The sequence below is a fragment of the Streptomyces sp. NPDC006516 genome, assembly GCF_040611875.1.
Lineage (GTDB): Bacteria > Actinomycetota > Actinomycetes > Streptomycetales > Streptomycetaceae > Streptomyces.
The window spans coordinates 1-19316 of the sequence record NZ_JBEXPD010000024.1 but is presented as its reverse complement, the minus strand read 5'-3'; the positions used below and the strand labels follow the sequence as shown (position 1 = coordinate 19316).

The window sequence follows — 19316 nt, the reverse complement described above, 5'->3', positions numbered from 1 at the left end:
AACCAAATTGACCGTACGGCATGATGGTTTCAATCCGCAACTCATTGGGAGGTGTCATGTCACCCACCGCCATGGACGCTCCGAGCCCTGACTGGACCGACCCCGAATGCCCCGTCGCCCGCACGCTCGACCTCGTCGGCGACCGGTGGAGCCTTCTCGTCGTCCGCGACGCGATGGACGGAGCGCGATCGTTCACCGAGTTCCAGCGGAGGACCGGCATCGCCCGCAACATCCTCACCGACCGCCTCCGCAAGCTCACCGCTCACGGGCTCCTCGCCCAGCGCACCGCACCGTCGGGCCGCCGTCAGGAGTACGTGCTCACCGCCGCCGGCCACGCCCTCTTCCCCGTCGTCCTCACCCTGCGGCAATGGGGGGAACGGCACGCCTTCGCACCGGGCGAGGCCCACTCCACCCTCGTCGACCGGCACGGCACCCCCGTCCCGGACCTCGTACCGGTGGACGCCGAGGGCGCCCGCATCGACGCTGACACCACTCAGGTGCGCAAGACCTCCGACTGAGGGGCGAGCAGCCCTCAGCCGCACCGGAGAAGCCAGAGCCGCCTGTGCGGAATTGGCCTTGGACCCGCACGGAACCGTCGGCCTACGGTCGGGCCATGAAGATCCGCATCGTCGACGCGTTCACCAGCCGCCCCTTCACAGGCAACCCCGCCGGAGTCGTGATCCTGGACTCCGGGCCCTTTCCCGGGGCGGACCGCCTCCAGCTGCTCGCCTCCGAGCTGAACCTCTCCGAGACCGCCTACGCCCACCCTCTGCCGCCGGGCGGGGACGCCGACTGGGCGCTGCGCTGGTTCACCCCGGCCACCGAGGTCGACCTCTGCGGGCACGCGACGCTCGCCACCGCCCACGTCCTGCACACCACAGGAGTCACGGGCGCGACGGTGCGCTTCGCCAGCCGCTCCGGCATCCTGCGCACCACCGCCCATGAGGACGGCAGCCTGACGCTGGACTTCCCGACGGCACCGCTGACGCCGGTGGCCGCCCCCGCCGGACTGGCCGAAGCGCTGGGCGCGTCGCCCCTCTCCGTCCACGACACAGGTGAGCAGGTCGGCGACCTGCTGGTGGAGCTGGCAGACGAAGCGGCCGTACGCGCCCTGCGCCCGGACTTCCGCGCTCTCACCGACTGCTCCCGGCGGGGCGTCATCGCCACGGCGGCGGCCGAGGACCCCGCAAGCGGCTACGACTTCGTCTCGCGCGGCTTCTTCCCTGCGGTCGGCATCGACGAGGACCCCGTGACCGGCAGCGCCCACACAGCGCTGGCGCCGTTCTGGTCGGCAAGGTGGGGCCGCGACGACCTCACGGGGCTTCAGGCATCCGCCCGCTCGGGCCTGGTCCGCACCTCGCTGCGGGGTGGGCGCACGCTGCTGACCGGCAGCGCCGTGACGGTCCTCGACGGTGAACTGCTGACCGGACTCTGAACACGGCGGGTCCTGGGCCGCCCTGGACTCAGGGGGTGGGAAGCCAGTCCACCCTCCCCGCCAGCAAGGCGTAACCGACGAAGGCTCCGATGTCGAGCAGGGCATGCGCGACGACCAGCGGCCCGACCCGCCCCCAGCGCCGGTACAGCAGCACGAAGACGACGCCCATGACCATGTTCCCGATGAAGCCGCCGATCCCCTGGTAGAGGTGGTACGAGCCGCGCAGCACCGAACTCGCGACCAGTGCGGCCATCGGTGTCCACCCCAACTGACCCAGCCGCCGCAGCAGATAGCCGACGACGATGACCTCCTCCACGAGGGAGTTCTGCACCGCCGAGAGGATCAGTACGGGGAACTTCCACCACACGTCGGGCAGCGACTCCGGCACTACCGTCAGGTTGAATCCCCAGGCTCGCGCCACCAGGTAGAACGCCAGCCCCGCACTGCCGATCCCCGCCGCGACCAGGGTGCCCCGGCCGAGGTCCGGCCAGGGCCTGGTGCGGTCCAGGCCCAGGGTGCGCAGGCCGGCCCCTTCCCGGATGAGCAGGTGGGCCACGAGGGCGACCGGCACCAGAGCGGACGCGATGCCGAACATCTGCCAGGCCAGGTCCAGCCACGGCCTCCCGGGGGCGTACGACCCGTTCAGCGTCGCGGCCTGGTCCTTGAGGCCCCCTGGCTTCGTCAGCGACCCGATGAAGCTGATCAGCGCGGACACTCCACTGGCCCCGAGCGAGAGGGCCAGCACGAGCAGCGTCTCCGAGCGGAGAGTCCGCCGGGAGACCACCTCGTGAGGAATGGATTCAGCCACGCGCCCCGCCTCCACCTGTACACCTTTCGTCAGCTACGTGTCATAGCTTGCCCGAAGGCGTACGGGCGGCGGCACACCGGGCGGCTCCACCCCTCAGGGGGCGGGGAAGCCGACCGGCCAGGTGTGCACCGGTTCGCCCGCCTGCATCAGCTCCCCGTACCGCCGCGTGGTGGCCGCGAGGGCCCCCTCCCGCTCCAGACCGGCCTCCAGGGCGCGGTGGTAGGTGTCGACCTGCCAGGAGGCTCCGTTCGTCCGGAGCCGGCACCGTTCCTCGATGACCCCGAGATAACGGTCGCGGTCGGACGGCTCGATGTTCCAGGCATCGAGCCCTGCCGCCGCGAGCGGCAGCAGTTCGTCCCGTACGAGCTTGACGGCGGGCACCCGCGCCACACCCCCGGCCCGGCCGGGGCGTGGCCAGAGGAGCTCGGCGTCGATTCCGTGCCGGCACGCGGTGTCGAAGTTCTCGGCGGCGGCCTCGAAGGGCAGTTTGCTCCACACCGGCCGCGACTCGTCGGCGAGCGCGCGCACCAGCCCGTAGTAGAAGGCGGCATTGGCGATCACGTCGACGACCGTCGGCCCGGCGGGCAGGACCCGGTTCTCGACCCGCAGGTGGGGCACGCCGTCGGCGAGGCCGTACACCGGCCTGTTCCACCGGTAGACCGTTCCGTTGTGCAGGACGAGCTCGGCCAGGGTGGGCACCCCGCCTTCGTCGAGGACCCGCAGCGGCTCCTCGTCGTCACAGATCGGCAGCAGGGGCGGGTAGTAGCGCAGATTCTCCTCGAACAGTTCGTACGCCGAGCTGATCCAGCGCTCCCCGAACCAGGTCCTCGGGCGTACCCCCTGGTTCGCGAGCTCGGGCGGGCGCACGTCCGTGGCCTGCTGGAAGAGCGGTGGCCTCGACTCCCGCCAGAGCTCCTTGCCGAACAGGAAGGGCGAGTTGGCGCCGAGGGCGATCTGCACGGACGCGATGGCCTGGGCGGCGTTCCAGACGTCCGAGAACCGGTCCGGAGTCACCTGCAGATGCAACTGCACGGAGGTGCAGGCGGATTCGGGGGCAATGGAGGAAGAGGTGGAGACCAATCGCTCCACGCCTTCGATATCGAGGAGGAATTCCTCGCCTCGGGCCGCTGCCATTTGATCGTTGAGGAGGGTGTATCGATCCACGTCCGACAGGTTCGCCGAGACCAGATCGTCACGCCCAAGGGTCGGCAGGATGCCGATCATGACGATCCCGGAGTCGACTTCCGCGGCCTTGCGGTGGGCATATGCGAGTCCGGTCCGCAACTCCTCGGCGAGCTGATCGAAAACTCTGCCGCTCAGCCGGTGGGGAAGAATGTTTACTTCCAGATTGAACATCCCGAGTTCCGTCTGGAAATCCCGGCTGGCGATGCGCTGGAGCACCTCAGCATTCCGCATCCTCGGCATGCCGTCCGAACCCGCGAGATTCAGCTCGATCTCCAGCCCCATGAGATTCCTGGGCCGATCGAACCTCCGCTCCGACAGGAGCCTCTCCAGCCCGGCCAGGCACTGGGTGAGCTTCTCGCGGTACGCCTGCCGATCGGACGGGGCAAAGGCACCCGCCACGACCTTCTCGCCCATCGAAGGGTCCCTCCTCGCGTGGGCGGCCCGCGGCACAGGCCGCTCGTATCACGATCGATAATGCCCCGTCGAGATGATCCGTAACGCCCACACGGGCCCCGGACAGCAAGTAGGCTGGTGTCTGACGCCGGAGGCACATTCCGAAGGCATGGGCATATGCGCTCGCCGCGGCGGGGTTGCGTGGTAGAAACACCGATGGGTTTCAGCCTACCGCCGCAAAGGGAAAATACCTGACGGCAGGGTCGCAGGCCGGCCCGAAGCCCCAGAAATGCCGCAATTCAAGGGCCCGAATCAGCCTTGCGCGCAATATGCGGGTCGGCTAGCCGAAACATCGTGTGAACATTTGTCGTATAAACTCTGCGAACGAGGCAGAGAGTTGACGCACCGGCCCGTTCCGCCCGTCACCGGCCTTCCTCTGGCCCCGCACGCCGACAGCGCCGTCTGCACCCGCCCATGCACCACCGTGTCTCCGAAGTGAGAGGCGACCCACTATGCCGCTGCATGTTTCCCCGGCCCCCGCGCCCGCACTGCGCAGCGTTCTCGCGGCACTCGGTTCTCCCACCGCAGTCCGCGAGGCCCACACGCCCGCACTCAGGTCCGTCCAGGGATCCCTGAGCCCCGAACTCCCGCTTCCCGTCCACGTACTGGACCGGATCGTGCCCGACGAGGCCGCTCCACGCACCCGCCTCGCCGGCTGGCGCTTCCTGATCCGCAACGGCGAGCGCGCCGTCGCCGCGGCGGACACCATGCTGACCGCCGACGGCTGGACGTTCTCTCACTTCTTCGAGGGCCCTTACCTCGCCTCCACCGAACTGGCCGTGCGCCAGGCGGAGTCGGCGGCCGTGGACTACCAGCCGCGCCTGCTGTCCATTCCTGAGCTGTACATGCTCACACTGTGGCTGCACCACGACACCGGCGCGGACGCCGGTGGCGGCACCCTCGCGCCGACCGACGTACTGGTGCCCCTGGCCCCCGCCCCGCCGGGCATCACGGCTCACCGTCCGCACCACGTCGCGGATCTGCTCCCCGTCATGACACTGCGTGTCACGCCGGCTCCCCTCCCGGGCCTCCTCGGGTCGCCGGCCTGAGAGCCGCCCTTCAGGCGCCCCCGCCGAGCTGTACGGCGGGGGCGCCCGTCTGCCCCGTGCGGACTAGTCCGGTCAGGCCACCCCGAACCATCCGAACGGACAGTTCAGTTGGATCGAACCGCCCGGCCGGGTGATGCGTCATGGGAGGAGAACAGCAGCTGCTGCGAAATCCCTGCGGATCGACGCCCGTGGGGCAACACTGGAACGGACCGACTTGATACGGGGGCGGCCATGAACACCTCGTCCAGCCGCAGGACACTCGAATCGACGCAGCGAAAGAACCCACCCATGTGCCAGCACCAGCCACCCTGCCCGACCGCCGACTCCAACGACCGGGAGGCCGCACGCCTGATGGCCCACCACCCGGAACAGGGCTGGAGTCTGCTGTGCAACGGCGTCCTGCTCTTCGAGGACACCGGTGAGCTGCTCCCGGACGGGCAGATCATCGCCCCTCACCGGCCGCTGAAGAGCGGTCAGGTGATGAAGGCCGCCTGAGCGCGGCCGACGGAACAAGGGGGCCGGCCCGGAGAGTTCTCCGAACCGGCCCCGACGCGTGTCCGTGCCCCTCCTACTGGTCGTACTCCTCCAGCGGCGGGCAGGAGCAGACCAGGTTGCGGTCACCGAACGCGCCGTCGATCCGGCGCACCGGCGGCCAGTACTTGTCCGAAGGCGTGACGCCGGCCGGGAAGACCGCCTCTTCGCGGGTGTAGGCGTGGGCCCAGTCGCCACCGAGCGCGGCCGCCGTGTGCGGGGCGTTGCGCAGCGGGTTGTCGTCCGCGCTCCAGGTTCCGGAGGCGACCTTGTCGATCTCGCCGCGAATGGCGATCATCGTGTCGCAGAACCGGTCGAGCTCCGCGAGGTCCTCGCTCTCCGTCGGCTCGATCATCAGCGTGCCCGCCACCGGGAACGACATGGTCGGCGAGTGGAAGCCGTAGTCGATCAGCCGCTTGGCGATGTCGTCGATGCTGACGCCGGTCGCCTTGGAGATCGGCCGCAGGTCCACGATGCACTCGTGCGCGACCAGACCGGCCGGGCCGTTGTACAGGATCGGGAAGTGCGGTTCCAGGCGCTTGGCGATGTAGTTGGCCGCGAGCACGGCGACCTGCGTCGCACGCTTGAGGCCTTCGCCCCCCATCAGGCGTACGTACGCCCACGAGATGGGCAGGATGCCGGCCGAGCCCCACGGAGCGGCCGAGATCGGGCCGACACCGGTCTCCGGTCCCGCGGCGGGCTGGAGCGGGTGGTTGGGAAGGTAGGGCGCCAGGTGCGCGCGTACGCCGACCGGGCCCACACCCGGGCCACCGCCGCCGTGCGGGATGCAGAAGGTCTTGTGCAGGTTGAGGTGGGAGACGTCGCCGCCGAAGTGACCCGGCTTCGCGAGGCCGACGAGGGCGTTGAGGTTGGCGCCGTCCACGTACACCTGGCCGCCCGCGTCGTGCACCTCGCCGCAGATGTCGGCGACGTGCTCCTCGAAGACACCGTGCGTGGACGGGTAGGTGATCATCAGGACGGCGAGCTCGTCGCGGTGCTGCGCGATCTTGGCCCGGAGGTCCTCTATGTCGACCTCCCCGTCCTCGGCGGTCTTCACGACGACGACCTTCATGCCGGCCATCACGGCGCTCGCCGCGTTGGTGCCGTGCGCGGAGGACGGGATCAGGCAGACCGTACGGGCGTGGTCCCCGTTGGCCCGGTGGTACGCACGCACGGCCAGAAGACCGGCGAACTCGCCCTGCGAGCCCGCGTTGGGCTGGATCGAGACGGCGTCGTAGCCGGTGACCTCGGCGAGGCGCTCCTCCAGCTCCCGGATGAGGGTGAGGAAGCCCTGTGCCTGCTCGGCGGGCGCGAAGGGGTGCAGCGCGCCGAACTCGGGCCAGGTGATCGACTCCATCTCGGCGGTGGCGTTGAGCTTCATGGTGCAGGAGCCGAGCGGGATCATGCCGCGGTCCAGCGCGTAGTCACGGTCGGCGAGCCGGCGCAGGTAGCGCAGCATCGCCGTCTCGGAGCGGTGCTGGTGGAAGACCGGGTGGGTGAGGACGGCGTCGGTCCGCAGCAGTCCCTCGGGCAGCGCGTCGGCCGTCTCGGCGTCCAGCACCTCGATGTCACCGTCGGCGCCGAAAGCGGCCCAGACGGCGGCGACACACGCGCGGGTGGTGGTCTCGTCGCAGGCCACGGAGACGTGGTCGGCGTCGACCAGCCGGAGGTTGACCCCACGCTCCCGCGCCCCGGTGACCACGTCGGCCGCGCCACCCGGCACGCGGACGGTGAGGGTGTCGAAGTAGGCGCCGTGCACGACGTCGAGACCGGAGGACCGCAGCCCCTCGGCCAGGATGGCGGCGAAGCGGTGCGTGCGCCGGGCGATGGTCCGCAGTCCGTCCGGCCCGTGGTAGACGGCGTACATCCCGGCCATGACGGCGAGCAGCACCTGGGCGGTGCAGATGTTGCTGGTGGCCTTCTCGCGCCGGATGTGCTGCTCACGGGTCTGCAGGGCCAGGCGGTAGGCCTTGTTGCCGTCCGCGTCGACGGAGACGCCGACGAGGCGGCCGGGCAGGCTGCGGGCGAACTTCTCGCGCACCGCCATGAAGCCGGCGTGCGGTCCGCCGAAGCCCATCGGGACACCGAAGCGCTGCGTGGTTCCTACGGCGATGTCCGCGCCCAGCTCGCCGGGCGAGGTGAGCAGCGTCAGGGCCAGGAGGTCGGCGGCGACGGACACGATCGCGCCCAGTTCGTGCGCCTGCTCGATGACGGGCTTGATGTCGCGGACCGCGCCCGAGGCCCCGGGGTACTGGAGCAGCACGCCGAAGACACCCCGCTCGGCGACCTCGGCCGGGATGCCGTCGGTGAGATCGGCGACGACGACCTCGACCCCGGTCGGCTCGGCGCGGGTCTCGATCACGGCGACCGTCTGCGGCAGCGTGTCGGCGTCGACCAGGAAGACACCGTCCTTCACCTTGCCGACACGCCGTGCCAGGGCCATCGCCTCGGCCGCTGCCGTGCCCTCGTCGAGAAGCGAGGCTCCCGAGGTCGGCAGGCCGGTGAGGTCGGCGACCATGGTCTGGAAGTTCAGGAGGGCCTCGAGCCGCCCCTGGGAGATCTCGGGCTGGTACGGGGTGTAGGCCGTGTACCAGGCGGGGTTCTCCATGACGTTGCGCAGGATCACCGGCGGCGTGAACGTGCCGTAGTAGCCGAGCCCGATCATCGGGGTCAGTACCTGGTTACGGTCGGCGAGGCTGCGCAGCTCGGCCAGGACCTCGGCCTCGGTACGCGCCTCCGGGAGGTTCAGCGCCTCGGTGCTCCTGATCACGTCGGGCACGGCGGCGGCGGTCAGCTCGTCGAGGGAGCCGTAACCGACCTGGGCGAGCATCTTCGCCTGAGCCTCGGCATCGGGACCGATGTGGCGCTGCTCGAAGGGGATGCCCTGCTCCAGCTGGGAGAGCGGAGTGCGACGGGGGGTCATGATGGAGGCCTCCTGGTCTGCCACGACCTGCGAGGGGCGCCACGGCGTGGCTGCCCGTACGGCCTCCCCATCTGTCATCTCGACCTGAGAGCTTCACCGGCGCGCCCGGGGGGCGTGCCGGCTTTCACCGTCGGTGAGGGCGGCGCCCGCCGCGGCGCGTGCCGCACGGATTCCGCCCTGCTTTCCAGAGTGACCTCGTCCGTGCGGTACGGGGGCCTGAGAGATTCCGGGGAGGAGTTGCTCCTTCGGCGCCTCCGGATCGCTCCGGAGGACTCTCCCGCACGGGGTCAGCAGCCGGTTCCAGACTACCAGCGGGGCAGGAGAGGGCCGTCTCGAGTGGCCGATGCCCCGGATCTGGCCTTTCGTAGAGCCTGTGGAGCGCTTGCGACCACCCTGATGCAGTTGTGACCAGTGGGAGGCACCGTGCAGACCGACATCGATCCGCGCAGCCTGATCGGCCGCAAGGCCTTCGACCGTCGAGGTGCCAAGATCGGGACGGTGGACGAGGTGTATCTCGACGACGCCACCGGAGTACCGGAGTGGGCCGCCGTGCGCACCGGTCTCTTCACCAGGGACGCGTTCGTCCCGCTGGAGCCGAGCGAGTTCGTCGACGGCGCGCTGCTGATCCCCTTCGACCGGGCCCTGATCAAGGACGCGCCCGACTTCGGGGTCGGCCGTCACCTCTCGCCCGAACAGGAACTGCAGCTCTACCGCCATTACGGGCTGGACTCCGCCCCGTCGGCCGGGCCGGTCCCGGACCGGGACTTCGGCAGGCTGGCCGGCCAGGAGGAGTAGTCGGGCGGCTCCCGCACCAGGGGCAGGGGATCCACCGGCTCCAGCTGCGGATCGTCGATGCGGAACGTCCGCACGCGGCCGGGCGGCGACCACGGTTCCTCGAATCGCACCGTCACCCGGCCCACGCCGCTGCCCTGGACCCATCCGTGGCCGTGGATCTCGTGCCGGACGTCGTGCCCGGCGGACCAGCGCCGGACGGCAGGCTGTTCGGCACCCCCCTCGACCGTCTCCGCCGCCGGGACGGGCAGCGCGTCAGGGGTGGCATCGGCCGTGGCTTCAGCCGCTGCCTCCTCTGCGGCGTGCTCCGCCTCCGCGGCCTGAGCGAAGAGGTCTTCCTGCGTGAAGTCCGCCAGTCCCGTGACGCCGACTCCGAGCAACCGCACTCCCCCGGTGGTGTCGACGCCCTCCAGGAGCCTCGCCGCGGCCTCCTTGACGACCGTGGGGTCGTCCGTGGGGCCGCGCAGGGTCTCGGACCGTGTGAGCGTGGAGAAGTCGTAGCGGCGCACCTTGAGGACGACGGTGCGCCCCGAGCGCCCCGCGCCCCTCAGCCGTCCCACGCAGCGCTCCGCCAGCCGCTCCACCTCGCTCCTGACGCGCACACGGTCGTGCAGGTCCACGTCGAAGGTGTCCTCGACAGAAACGGACTTGGCGTCCCGTTCCGCGACGACGGGCCGGTCGTCGTGGCCCTGGGCCATCCGGTGCAAGGCCACGCCGTGCGCCTTGCCCAGCAGGCGCACGAGCTCCGCCTCGCCCGCCTGTGCGAGGTCGTCGACGACGGTCATGCCGGCGCGGCGGAGGTGGTCGCCGGTGGCGGGCCCCACCCCGGGGAGGGTGCGCACGGACATGGGCGCGAGGAGCTCCCGCTCGGTTCCCGGTTCGATGAGCAGCAGCCCGTCCGGCTTCGCCTCCTCGGAGGCGATCTTGGCCAGCATCTTGGACCCGGCGAGCCCGACGGAGCCACTGAGCCCGGTGACGGCCCTGATCACCGTACGCAGCTGCTGCCCGATCGCACGGGCGGACGCGGAGTCGTCCGCCACCCCGCCGGCCTCCAGGTCCACGAACGCCTCGTCCAGGCTGAGTGGCTCGACGAGCGGTGACAGCCGCGCGAGCAGCTCCATCACCTGGTCGCTGACCGCCCGGTAGAGAGCGAACCGCGGGACGAGGTAGGCCGCATTGGGCGCCAGCCGCCGCGCCTGGGCCATCGGCATCGCCGAATGGACGCCGAGACGGCGGGCCTCGTACGAGGCGGTTGCGACGACCCCGCGCATCCCCAGGCCGCCGACCACCACCGGCTTACCGCGCAGGCTGGGCTTCGCCGCCTGCTCGGCAGAGGCGTAGAAGGCATCCATGTCCAGATGCAGAATCGTGGGCGCGGCTCTCACACGGACAGATGCTGCCCTACGCCACTGACAACCGCTCCGCCCGACGCGTTCGCCGGGGCGGAGGGCATGGCCGGCTCAGCCCGCGCGGTTGCGGCGCCGTGCCAGTTCGTCGGCGGGATTGTGCCCGACGAGAGTCTCGCCGGTGTCGATCCGCTCTCCGTGGAGCTGGGAGAGCGCGGCGTCGACATCTCGCCACACGACGCCCACGGCGATACCGAAGACGCCTTGGCCCCCCTGGAGAAGATTCACGACCTCGTCGGGCGAGGAGCACTCGTAGACCGTGGCCCCGTCACTCATCAGGGTCATGCGCTCGAGATCGGTGAATCCGCGTGCCCGGAGGTGCTGGACTGTGGTGCGGATGTTCTGCAGAGCGACCCCCGTGTCCAGGAACCGCTTCACGATCTTGAGGAGGACCACGTCCCGGAAGCTGTAGAGACGTTGCGTCCCCGACCCGTAGGCCGGGCGCACGCTCGGCTCGACCAGCCCCGTCCGCGCCCAGTAGTCGAGCTGCCGGTAGGTGATACCGGCCGCAGCGCATGCTGTCGGCCCCCGATAGCCGATGTCAGCCGCCGCTGCCATACCGTCCGCTGCCACCACCGCCGGCTGAACCGGCTGTCTGATGGAGTGGTCGGCCGCACTGCCATGCTGCCGGTAAGGCCCACCCGCAGCCGTACCGTCGCCGCTGCTTCTCACGCCGACCTCCGTCCTTGACCTGCCATCTCGAAGGTAGGCAGTCACCAGGGGTGCGTCAACGATCGCCACACTCGGCACGCCGAGTGATAATCACCCTGAGGGTGGTTTCCCGTGACCGGTTTACGGGAACGGCTTGCCGGATGCGCTGACGCCACCCCTGCGGGGCGGTCACTGGCTGTTGGTACCGAAGTCCTCCGGCGAGATCTGGTCGAGGAATTCGCGGAACTTCTCCACCTCGTCCTCCTGCTCGTCCGGAATCGCGATGCCGGCGTCGTCGAGCACCCCGTCACTGCCGTAGATCGGCGTGCCGGTGCGCAGGGCGAGCGCTATGGCGTCGGACGGACGCGCGCTCACCTCGACCCCGCTGGCAAAGACCAGCTCCGCGTAGAAGACCCCTTCTCTGAGGTCCGTGATGCGGACCTCGGTGAGCTCCTGGCCGACAGCCTCGAGCACATCCTTGAAGAGATCATGGGTCAGCGGCCTGGCCGGAGCCATGCCCTGCTGGGCGAAGGCGATCGCGGTCGCTTCCCCAGGGCCGATCCAGATAGGGAGGTACCGGTCGCCTCCCACTTCACGCAGGAGCACGATCGGTTGGTTGGAGGGCATTTCCACCCGGACACCCACAACGTCGAGCTCGTTCACACAGCAACCCTAGGACGTGCCCGCCTGGTTTGGATAGTCGGGCACCCCCGAGGTCAGTGGAAGGTCACCTTCAGGGCACTCTGCACGAGCGCCGCGTGAAGGCGCACGGAGAGCTCGGCGAGCTCCCTGGCCGTGGCCTCCGCATGGGCTCTGGTCTGCGGATTCCTGTGCCGACGCAGGGGCGCGACCACCTGCTCGACCAGCCCCGCCTCGCGCTCGGCAGCGGCTTTGACGGCACGCAGGTGCCGGGGTTCCAGTCCGAAGCGGCCGAGGTCCGCGACCAGCCGCGCCACGGTCACCGCCTCGGCGTCGTAGCTTCCCCCGGACGCGGGCACGAGGAGCCCGTACGACTCCCACTCCTCGAGCTGCTCCTCGGTGACGTCGGCGGCGGCGAGGAGCTCCTGGCGGCCGATACGGGCCGCTGTGGCGCCCCCACCCTGCGGCTGGTCCCAACGGCCGTCGGCAAGCTCGCCCTGCGCGCCGTCGGACGGCAGCGCGGCCTGCTCGCCTCGGGCCAGGGCCTCGAGGTGCTCGCGGATGACCTTGAGCGGCAGATAGTGGTCCCGCTGCATGCGCAGGACCTGCGCCAGCCGCTCGACGTCGGCCGTACTGAACTTCCGGTAGCCCGAGGGCGTGCGCTGGGGCTCGATGAGCCCCTCCGTCTCCAGGAAGCGGATCTTGGAGATGGTGACTTCGGGAAACTCGTCGCGCAGCTGGATGAGCACCGTGCCGATGCTCATCGGGCGTTCGCCCGCGGCGGCGGTGCCGTGACCGGCACCGCCTGTCGGTGTTCGCAGCATGGACCTTCCCTGAGGGGTCACACGCCCCGCTGGCTCGCGTAGAAGACCAGTCGGTACTTGCCGATCTGGACTTCGTCGCCGTTGGACAGCGCGACGGAATCGATGCGCTCGCGGTTGACGTAGGTGCCGTTGAGGCTGCCGACGTCGCCCACGGTGAAACTACCGTCCGGATTCCTGCGGAACTCCACATGACGCCGCGACACGGTCACGTCGTCGAGGAAGATGTCGCTCTGCGGGTGGCGGCCGGCCGTCGTGAGGTCGCTGTCCAGCAGGAACCGGCTGCCGGAGTTCGGGCCCCGGCGCACGACCAGCAGCGCCGAACCGGCGGGCAGGGCGTCGACCGCGGCCTGGGCCTCCGGGGAGAGCGAGGGGAGGGCGGTCTGCCCTGTCACCTCGGACTCGTAGGCCTCGATGCCGGAGATGGAGATGGTCGAGGTGGTCTCCGAGGCACGCTCGGGAATTCCGCCCCTCAGCGGCGCGCCGCAGTTGGAACAGAAACGACTGGCCTCGGCATTGTGATGCCCGCACCTGCTGCAGACCGGCATGGACGAGCCCTCCGGAGCGGGGGCGAACCCTCCACCCGTACTTGAGGTTGATGGTTCCCCGAAACCTATGCGTCCGGCACCGGCAGGGTCAACAGACGACGCGCCGGACCCGCCGGCGGATCCCGGCACCTCATCGCGGAAGAGCGGGCGCTCCGTGCCCTGCTCCTCGGCGCCCTGACCCTGACGCGGGGCGCGATGGCGGGCAGCGCTGTTGCTGTCCTCGCGAGCACTCTTTCCGAACAACTTCGCAAACAACTTCACGGGCGTTTCCCCTTGACCGAAATAGACCCGCCCGTGGGGCAGGACGAACCCTGAATGAACACACCTGCCGACCCGGACATCTTCACAACGTCCGTATCCACCCGACAGTTTCCACCACGCGTCACCGATCCGTTGCGCCGACCCCCCGCAAGCTCGAACCGGTGTCCTTCGAGCGCTGCGCGCCCCTGCCTCACTGGGGCGACGACCGAGCGTAGTCAGGCTGCTCCGCCGGTCGCAAGGCGTCCACGACGATGTCGTCGGCACGCGTCACCTCCGCCGTGGCCTGCTCCTTCTCCAGCGTCTGCACCACGCCGCCGGGGATGTTCAGAGCCGGCTCGAGGTCCTGCGGCTTGCCGATGACCTCGAACTCGTACGGAGCCTCGATCTTCTTGCCGTCCACCTTCAACTCTCCCCCGTCTCCGGAGAAGTACGTGTCGGCCACCACCCGCACCCCGTTGATCTCGATCGCCTCGGCGCCGGCGGCCCGCAGCTCCTGGATCGTGTCGAGGAGCATGTCCGCCTCGACGGCACCGGTCGGGTCACTGATGGTCAGCGTGATCCCCGGGCCGTGCGCCGCGACGGTACCGGCCAGGATACCGAGCTGGCGTTCCTTCTCCAGCGTCTGCTTACGGGCTTCCTCCGCCTGGTCCGAGCTGTTCTCCAGCTCCGTGCGCTGGTCGTCGAGGCGCTGCTTCTCGTCCTCGAGGCGCTCGGTGCGGTTGTCGAGCTCGTCGAGGATGCGGACGAGGTCCTCCTGGCGGGCGCCGCGCAGCGCACTGTTGTCGCTGTTCGACCTGACCTGGATGGCCAGCCCGAGGCCCAGGACGAACAACAGGAGCGCCACGATGAGTTGAGCCCTGCTCACCCTCGGCGGCCAGAGCCCCGCCCGCAGCCGCTGTCGGCCCGTGACTCCCCCGGAAGGGGGCGGCGCAGGGGCAGGCGCGGGCGGCGTGGGTGCCTCGGCCGGGAGCGCCCCGGTCGGTTCCTCGTTGCGCGGGTTCTGTTCGTTGCTCATCGGCCTCAAGCCCGGAAGACGTGCCGGCGGATCGCCGCGGCGTTGGAGAAGATCCGGATGCCGAGCACGACCACCACACCGGTGGAGAGCTGGGCACCGACCCCGAGCTTGTCGCCGAGGAAGACGATCAGTGCCGCCACGACGACGTTGGAGAGGAAGGACACCACGAAGACCTTGTCCACGAAGATCCCGTCGAGCATGGCCCGGAGGCCACCGAAGACGGCGTCGAGCGCGGCGACGACGGCGATCGGCAGGTAGGGCTCGACCACCGCCGGCACTTCGGGCCGGACCAACAGTCCGACCACGACTCCCACGACGAGGCCCAGTACGGCGATCACGATGTGCCCTTCCCTGTGTCTGCCGCACCACTGTCCGTGTCCGCGGCCTGAGGCTCTGCTGTACGTACGATCAGGCTGGGGGCGGCCGGCAGGCGCACCTTCTCCTGTTCGGAGATGCTGGTGCGGATGTCGAAGCTCTCGTGCAGCGCCTGGAGATACTGACCGTCCGCGCTGTCCCGGAACGCGGCGGCGAGCTGCTTCCCGTCCCCCACCGCGAGCACCGTGTACGGCGGCACGAGCGGCCTGTTGTCGACCAGTATGGCGTCGCCCGCCGCGCGGATCGCCGAGAGGGCCGTCAGCCGCTGCCCGTTGATGGCGATCGCCTCGGCACCGGACTGCCAGAGGCCGTTGACCACGCGCTGCATGTCCCGGTCCCGTACCCGTCCGGTGTCCGCGAAGCCGGTGGACTCACGGGGGCCTCCGCCGCCCTGGTCGGTGTTCTCGGCGTCGTCCACGACCAGCTTGATGCCTGGCCCCTCCACGGGAGTTGCGCCGGACAGCAGCGCCACCAGCCCGCCCTGATCGCCTCCGTGCCGTTCGAGGGCTTTGCGCTGGCGTTCGTTCACGTCCTTGCGCAGCTTCTCGACATCCGCTTCGAGCGTGTCAGCCGTGGCGGTCTCGGCGTTCACCCGGTCGATGAGCTCTTCGCGTTCCTTGGCCACGACCGGCGCGGCGACCCGAGCCTCGGCGGCGCCAAGGGTCACCACGAACGCGGCCAGTACGAGACCCGCCGCCAGACCGAGCTTGGCCCTGAGCGTGCGTGGCATGCCCGCACCGCCGTCGGATCTGCGACGGGCCGAGGCCTCGGCGTACCCCTCGTCGAGGCTGTGTTCCATCACGGTGGTCAGCAGCGACATGGACGCGTCGGGGCGAGGACGCGGCGGGGCGCTACTCCGATCGGGGGGCGGCTGCGACATGCCGCACATCGTCGCACGTCATGCCCGCTGCCGCCGAATGGCCCCACCGCCGGGCCGGGAGCGGCCAATTCCAGGCTCCCGGCCCGGCGGTCCCGGGGTCAGTCGCCCGCGCTGTCGACGACCGCCGCCCACTCGTCGAGGAGTGCCTGAGCAGAGGCGTCGTCGGGACCTTCCGCCCACAGGTGGGTGACCGCTTCCGAGGGGTCGGGCAGGACCATCACCCAGCGGCCGTCGGTCTCGACCACCCGCACTCCGTCGGTGGTGTCCACGTCGCGGTCTCCCGCGGCCTCCACGACCCTGCGCATGACGAGCCCCTTGACCGCCCACGGGGTCGCGAGATCGCGCCGCAGCACATGGGCGCGCGGGATACGGGCATCGATCTGGCTCAGAGTGAGCTGTGTCCTGGCCACCAGGCCGATGAGCCTGACGAAGGCGGCCGCGCCGTCGAAGACGCTGCTGAACTCGGGCACGATGAAGCCGCCGCGGCCGTCGCCGCCGAAGATCGTCGTGTCCTCCCGGCCCACCCGGGTCAGGTCGTCGGGTGACGTGGTCGTCCACTCCACCTGGGTGCCGTGGTACGCCGCGACCTGTTCCGCGACGCGGGTCGTCGTGACCGGGAGGGCCACCCGACCGCTCCTGCGCTCGGCGGCGACGAGATCGAGCATGACCAGCAGGGCCCGGTCGTCCTCGATGATGCGGCCCCGCTCGTCCACGAGCGAGAGACGCTCACCGACCGGGTCGAACCGTACGCCGAAGGCCGCCCGTGCGGACGACACGATCTCGCCGAGCCGGACGAGTCCGGCACGCCTGGATTCGGCGGACTCCGTCGGCCGGGACTCGTCGAGCCCCGGGTTGATCGTCAGGGCGTCCACCCCGAGACGTCCGAGCAGGCTGGGCAGGACGAGCCCGGCGCTGCCGTTGGACGCGTCCACGACGACCTTGAGGCCCGCGTCCGCGATACCCGCCGTGTCGACGTTGCGGAGCAGGGAGCCCGTGTAGGAGTCGAAGACGCTCGACGGGAAGTGGAGGTCGCCGATCTCTCCGGGGAAGGCCCTGCGGTACTCCTGCCGCGCGTAGACGCGGTCCAGCTTCCGCTGGCGGGCCTGCGAGAGGTCGGCTCCGCGTTCGTCGAAGAACATGATGTCGACCGAGTCCGGCACTCCGGGCGACGTCCGGATCATGATGCCTCCGGCGCTCCCCCGCGCGGTCTGCTGACGGGCCACCGGCAGCGGCACGTTCTCCAGGTCACGGACGTCGATGGCGCTGGCCTGCAGGGCCGAGATGACCGCTCTCTTCAGGGCGCGCGCACCCCGGGAGTGGTCTCGGGCGGTCGTGACCGTGGCGCCCTTCTTCAGGGTCGTCGCGTACGCGCCGGCGAGTCTGACGGCGAGTTCCGGCGTGATCTCGACGTTCAGGATCCCGGAGACCCCGCGGGCCCCGAAGAGGTGCGCCTGTCCGCGCGACTCCCAGATGACCGAGGTGTTGACGAAGGCGCCGGCCTCGATGGTCTTGAATGGATAGACCCGGACATTGCCCTGAATGATCGATTCCTCACCGACCAGACATTCGTCGCCGATGACGGCGCCGTCCTCGACGCGCGAGGCCCGCATGATGTCGGTGTTCTTACCGATCACGCAGCCACGCAGATTGCTGTGCTGGCCGATGTAGACGTTGTCGTGGACGACCGCGCGGTGCAGGAAGGCACCGGATTTCACGACCACGTTGGAGCCGATGACCGTGTGTTCCCGAATCTCGGCACCGGCTTCGATCTTGGCGTAGTCCCCGATGTAGAGAGGCCCTCGCAGTATCGCGTCGGGATGGACGTCCGCGCCTTCCGCCACCCAGACCCCGGGCGAGATCTCGAATCCGTCGAGCTCGACGTCGACCTTGCGCTCCAGCACGTCGGCCTGGGCCTTCACGTAACTCTCGTGCGTGCCGACGTCCTCCCAGTAGCCTTCCGCGATGTAGCCGCAGATCAGCTTGCCGTCCTTCATGAGCTGCGGGAACACGTCGCCGGACCAGTCCACCGAGGTGTCGGCCTGTACGTAGTCGAAGACCTCGGGCTCCATGACGTAGATGCCCGTGTTCACGGTGTCCGAGAAGACCTGACCCCAGGTCGGCTTCTCCAGGAAGCGCTCGACCTTTCCGTCCTCGTCCACGATGGTGATCCCGAACTCCAGCGGATTCGGGACCCGGGTGAGGCACACCGTGACCAGCGCACCCTTTTCCTTGTGGAACGCGATGAGGTCCGTCAGGTCGAAGTCCGTGAGCGCATCGCCGGAAATGACCAGGAAGGTGTCGTCCTTCAGGGCATCTTCGGCGTTCTTCACGCTTCCCGCGGTGCCCAGTGGCTTTTCCTCGTTGGCATAGCTGAGCTCCATACCGAGTTCTTCGCCGTCACCGAAGTAATTCTTGACGAGAGAGGCAAGGAACTGAACGGTGACTACGGTCTCGTTGAGCCCATGCCGTTTGAGCAGCCTCAGCACATGCTCCATGATCGGCCTGTTGGCCACGGGCAGGAGCGGCTTGGGCATGCTTGAGGTCATGGGGCGAAGGCGGGTGCCTTCACCGCCTGCCATCACGACGGCCTTCATGTCGGAAACGTCCTCCTCGAAGAGACGGTCCAGCCGACTTCGCCCGTCGGGGCAACACCATAACTATCCGGTGCGGGCCGGCGACTCTGCACGGCGCCACGTCAACGAGCTAATCGGCTGCTTCATCCGCCTTGACCAGACGGCGGACCTGGACCACGTATAGGATCCCTGCCCACCAATAGAGGGTTGTACCCCATCCAGCGAACGCCCATCCGAAAATGGTGCCCAGCGAAGCCAGCCAACCACTTCCGTCGCTGAGCAGCAACAGAGGGAAGGCGTACATCAAGTTGAAGGTTGCAGCTTTCCCGAGGAAGTTGACCTGGGGCGGCGGATAGCCGTGGCGCCGCAGGATTGCCACCATGACGAGGAGCATCAGCTCACGGGCCAGGAGCGCGGCGGTCAGCCACAGCGGCAGGATCTCGCGCCAGGTCAGTCCTACAAGGGTCGACAGGATGTAGAGGCGGTCGGCAGCCGGGTCCAGGAGCCGGCCGAGACTGCTGATCTGGTTCCACTTACGGGCCAGCTTGCCGTCGAGGTAGTCACTGACACCGCTCAGCATCAGAACCAGCAGGGCCCAGCCATCGCTGTTGGGCCCACCGAACACGGGGCGAAGGATCAGCCACAGGAAGAGCGGTACGCCGACGAGGCGAGCCATGCTGAGGATGTTGGGGATGGTGAGTACTCGGTCCGTCTGAACTCGAGTCTCCTGGACCTCCACCCGGGGGCCTCCTGTGAAGAACGTGCCAATGATGCCCCCTGACCTTACCCTCAGCTTCCGGGCGACGGTGCACAGGGGTACGGAGCGGAGAACGGAGGGAGACTGAGACCTGGAACGCCCTGAAACACTCTGGAACGCTCTGGAACGCAGAAAAGCCCCGTGCCACAAGGGCACGGGGCTTTCCCGGAATAATTGTTCGGCGGCGTCCTACTCTCCCACAGGGTCCCCCCTG

The 19316-nt window shown here is 69.4% G+C and carries 18 protein-coding genes and 1 riboswitch; of the genes, 5 read left to right on the top strand and 13 right to left on the bottom strand.

Annotated features, from left to right (window positions below):
- Positions 1-56 precede the first annotated feature (56 nt).
- Both ABZY45_RS34420 and ABZY45_RS34415 read left to right on the top strand, forming a co-directional pair.
- Positions 57-518, top strand: a complete 462-nt coding sequence (locus tag ABZY45_RS34420; protein WP_356746188.1) for a helix-turn-helix domain-containing protein — start codon at positions 57-59, stop codon at positions 516-518.
- A gap of 95 nt (positions 519-613) precedes the next feature.
- Complete coding sequence (locus ABZY45_RS34415) at positions 614-1435, top strand: PhzF family phenazine biosynthesis protein (RefSeq protein ID WP_356746187.1); 822 nt, start codon at positions 614-616, stop codon at positions 1433-1435.
- Positions 1436-1463: 28 nt separating this feature from the next.
- Here ABZY45_RS34415 and ABZY45_RS34410 read toward each other — a convergent pair whose 3' ends face one another.
- Both ABZY45_RS34410 and ABZY45_RS34405 read right to left on the bottom strand, forming a co-directional pair.
- Entirely contained in the window at positions 1464-2243 is a 780-nt protein-coding gene (locus ABZY45_RS34410) for a type II CAAX endopeptidase family protein (protein ID WP_356746186.1), read from the bottom strand.
- Positions 2244-2336: 93 nt separating this feature from the next.
- Complete coding sequence (locus ABZY45_RS34405) at positions 2337-3842, bottom strand: glutamate-cysteine ligase family protein (protein ID WP_356746185.1); 1506 nt, start codon at positions 3840-3842, stop codon at positions 2337-2339.
- Positions 3843-4333: 491 nt separating this feature from the next.
- Here ABZY45_RS34405 and ABZY45_RS34400 point away from each other — a divergent pair, with 491 nt between their 5' ends.
- Positions 4334-4930 (top strand): hypothetical protein, encoded by a 597-nt coding sequence (locus tag ABZY45_RS34400; RefSeq protein ID WP_356746184.1) that lies wholly within the window; start codon positions 4334-4336, stop codon positions 4928-4930.
- Between the two features lie 288 nt (positions 4931-5218).
- Positions 5219-5425 (top strand): DUF5999 family protein, encoded by a 207-nt coding sequence (locus tag ABZY45_RS34395; RefSeq protein WP_103759919.1) that lies wholly within the window; start codon positions 5219-5221, stop codon positions 5423-5425.
- A 73-nt stretch (positions 5426-5498) separates the two neighbouring features.
- On the opposite strand, the gene gcvP is transcribed toward ABZY45_RS34395, so the two are convergent.
- Positions 5499-8384 carry an aminomethyl-transferring glycine dehydrogenase gene (gene gcvP / locus ABZY45_RS34390; RefSeq protein WP_356746183.1) on the bottom strand — a complete coding sequence of 962 codons (2886 nt, stop codon included), beginning with the start codon at positions 8382-8384 and terminating at the stop codon, positions 5499-5501.
- A gap of 194 nt (positions 8385-8578) precedes the next feature.
- Positions 8579-8674: riboswitch (glycine riboswitch) on the bottom strand.
- A 133-nt stretch (positions 8675-8807) separates the two neighbouring features.
- Here gcvP and ABZY45_RS34385 point away from each other — a divergent pair.
- Positions 8808-9179, top strand: a complete 372-nt coding sequence (locus ABZY45_RS34385; protein WP_356746182.1) for a PRC-barrel domain-containing protein — start codon at positions 8808-8810, stop codon at positions 9177-9179.
- Here the strand turns inward: ABZY45_RS34385 and ABZY45_RS34380 are convergent.
- The 10 genes from ABZY45_RS34380 to ABZY45_RS34335 form a co-directional block, all read right to left on the bottom strand.
- Positions 9101-10561, bottom strand: coding sequence for a DNA polymerase IV (locus ABZY45_RS34380; protein ID WP_356746181.1), 1461 nt, complete (start codon positions 10559-10561; stop codon positions 9101-9103). The genes ABZY45_RS34385 and ABZY45_RS34380 overlap by 79 nt on opposite strands.
- Positions 10562-10636: 75 nt before the next feature.
- A complete protein-coding gene (locus ABZY45_RS34375; protein ID WP_356746180.1) occupies positions 10637-11254 on the bottom strand; it encodes a MerR family transcriptional regulator in 618 nt (205 codons plus the stop codon).
- 168 nt (positions 11255-11422) lie between these two features.
- The gene (locus ABZY45_RS34370) at positions 11423-11896 is read right to left on the bottom strand and encodes a bifunctional nuclease family protein (protein ID WP_006123076.1); all 474 of its coding nucleotides are present in this window, start codon (positions 11894-11896) and stop codon (positions 11423-11425) included.
- A gap of 53 nt (positions 11897-11949) precedes the next feature.
- Complete coding sequence (locus ABZY45_RS34365) at positions 11950-12696, bottom strand: MerR family transcriptional regulator (protein ID WP_356746179.1); 747 nt, start codon at positions 12694-12696, stop codon at positions 11950-11952.
- 17 nt (positions 12697-12713) lie between these two features.
- Positions 12714-13502 carry an FHA domain-containing protein gene (locus tag ABZY45_RS34360; protein WP_356746178.1) on the bottom strand — a complete coding sequence of 263 codons (789 nt, stop codon included), beginning with the start codon at positions 13500-13502 and terminating at the stop codon, positions 12714-12716.
- Positions 13503-13692: 190 nt separating this feature from the next.
- Positions 13693-14517, bottom strand: a complete 825-nt coding sequence (locus ABZY45_RS34355; RefSeq protein WP_356746177.1) for a DUF881 domain-containing protein — start codon at positions 14515-14517, stop codon at positions 13693-13695.
- Between the two features lie 5 nt (positions 14518-14522).
- The gene (locus ABZY45_RS34350) at positions 14523-14855 is read right to left on the bottom strand and encodes a small basic family protein (RefSeq protein ID WP_003970459.1); all 333 of its coding nucleotides are present in this window, start codon (positions 14853-14855) and stop codon (positions 14523-14525) included.
- Positions 14852-15712 (bottom strand): DUF881 domain-containing protein, encoded by an 861-nt coding sequence (locus tag ABZY45_RS34345; protein WP_356746176.1) that lies wholly within the window; start codon positions 15710-15712, stop codon positions 14852-14854. Before ABZY45_RS34345 ends, ABZY45_RS34350 begins: the two co-directional genes overlap by 4 nt.
- Positions 15713-15870: 158 nt before the next feature.
- Positions 15871-18366, bottom strand: coding sequence for a mannose-1-phosphate guanyltransferase (locus ABZY45_RS34340; protein WP_356746175.1), 2496 nt, complete (start codon positions 18364-18366; stop codon positions 15871-15873).
- A gap of 109 nt (positions 18367-18475) precedes the next feature.
- The gene (locus ABZY45_RS34335; protein ID WP_145812420.1) at positions 18476-19084 is read right to left on the bottom strand and encodes a CDP-alcohol phosphatidyltransferase family protein; all 609 of its coding nucleotides are present in this window, start codon (positions 19082-19084) and stop codon (positions 18476-18478) included.
- Between the last annotated feature and the right edge of the window lie 232 nt (positions 19085-19316).

What these genes read in the sequence shown, in the direction of transcription:
- ABZY45_RS34365 (WP_356746179.1), bottom strand. Translation starts at nt 12,696, where the DNA reads ATGCTGCGAACACCGACAGGCGGTGCCGGTCACGGCACCGCCGCCGCG.
- ABZY45_RS34395 (WP_103759919.1), top strand. Translation starts at nt 5,219, where the DNA reads ATGTGCCAGCACCAGCCACCCTGCCCGACCGCCGACTCCAACGACCGG.
- ABZY45_RS34345 (WP_356746176.1), bottom strand. Translation starts at nt 15,712, where the DNA reads ATGTCGCTGCTGACCACCGTGATGGAACACAGCCTCGACGAGGGGTAC.
- ABZY45_RS34400 (WP_356746184.1), top strand. Translation starts at nt 4,334, where the DNA reads ATGCCGCTGCATGTTTCCCCGGCCCCCGCGCCCGCACTGCGCAGCGTT.
- ABZY45_RS34340 (WP_356746175.1), bottom strand. Translation starts at nt 18,366, where the DNA reads ATGAAGGCCGTCGTGATGGCAGGCGGTGAAGGCACCCGCCTTCGCCCC.
- ABZY45_RS34355 (WP_356746177.1), bottom strand. Translation starts at nt 14,517, where the DNA reads ATGAGCAACGAACAGAACCCGCGCAACGAGGAACCGACCGGGGCGCTC.
- ABZY45_RS34415 (WP_356746187.1), top strand. Translation starts at nt 614, where the DNA reads ATGAAGATCCGCATCGTCGACGCGTTCACCAGCCGCCCCTTCACAGGC.
- ABZY45_RS34420 (WP_356746188.1), top strand. Translation starts at nt 57, where the DNA reads ATGTCACCCACCGCCATGGACGCTCCGAGCCCTGACTGGACCGACCCC.
- gcvP (WP_356746183.1), bottom strand. Translation starts at nt 8,384, where the DNA reads ATGACCCCCCGTCGCACTCCGCTCTCCCAGCTGGAGCAGGGCATCCCC.
- ABZY45_RS34405 (WP_356746185.1), bottom strand. Translation starts at nt 3,842, where the DNA reads ATGGGCGAGAAGGTCGTGGCGGGTGCCTTTGCCCCGTCCGATCGGCAG.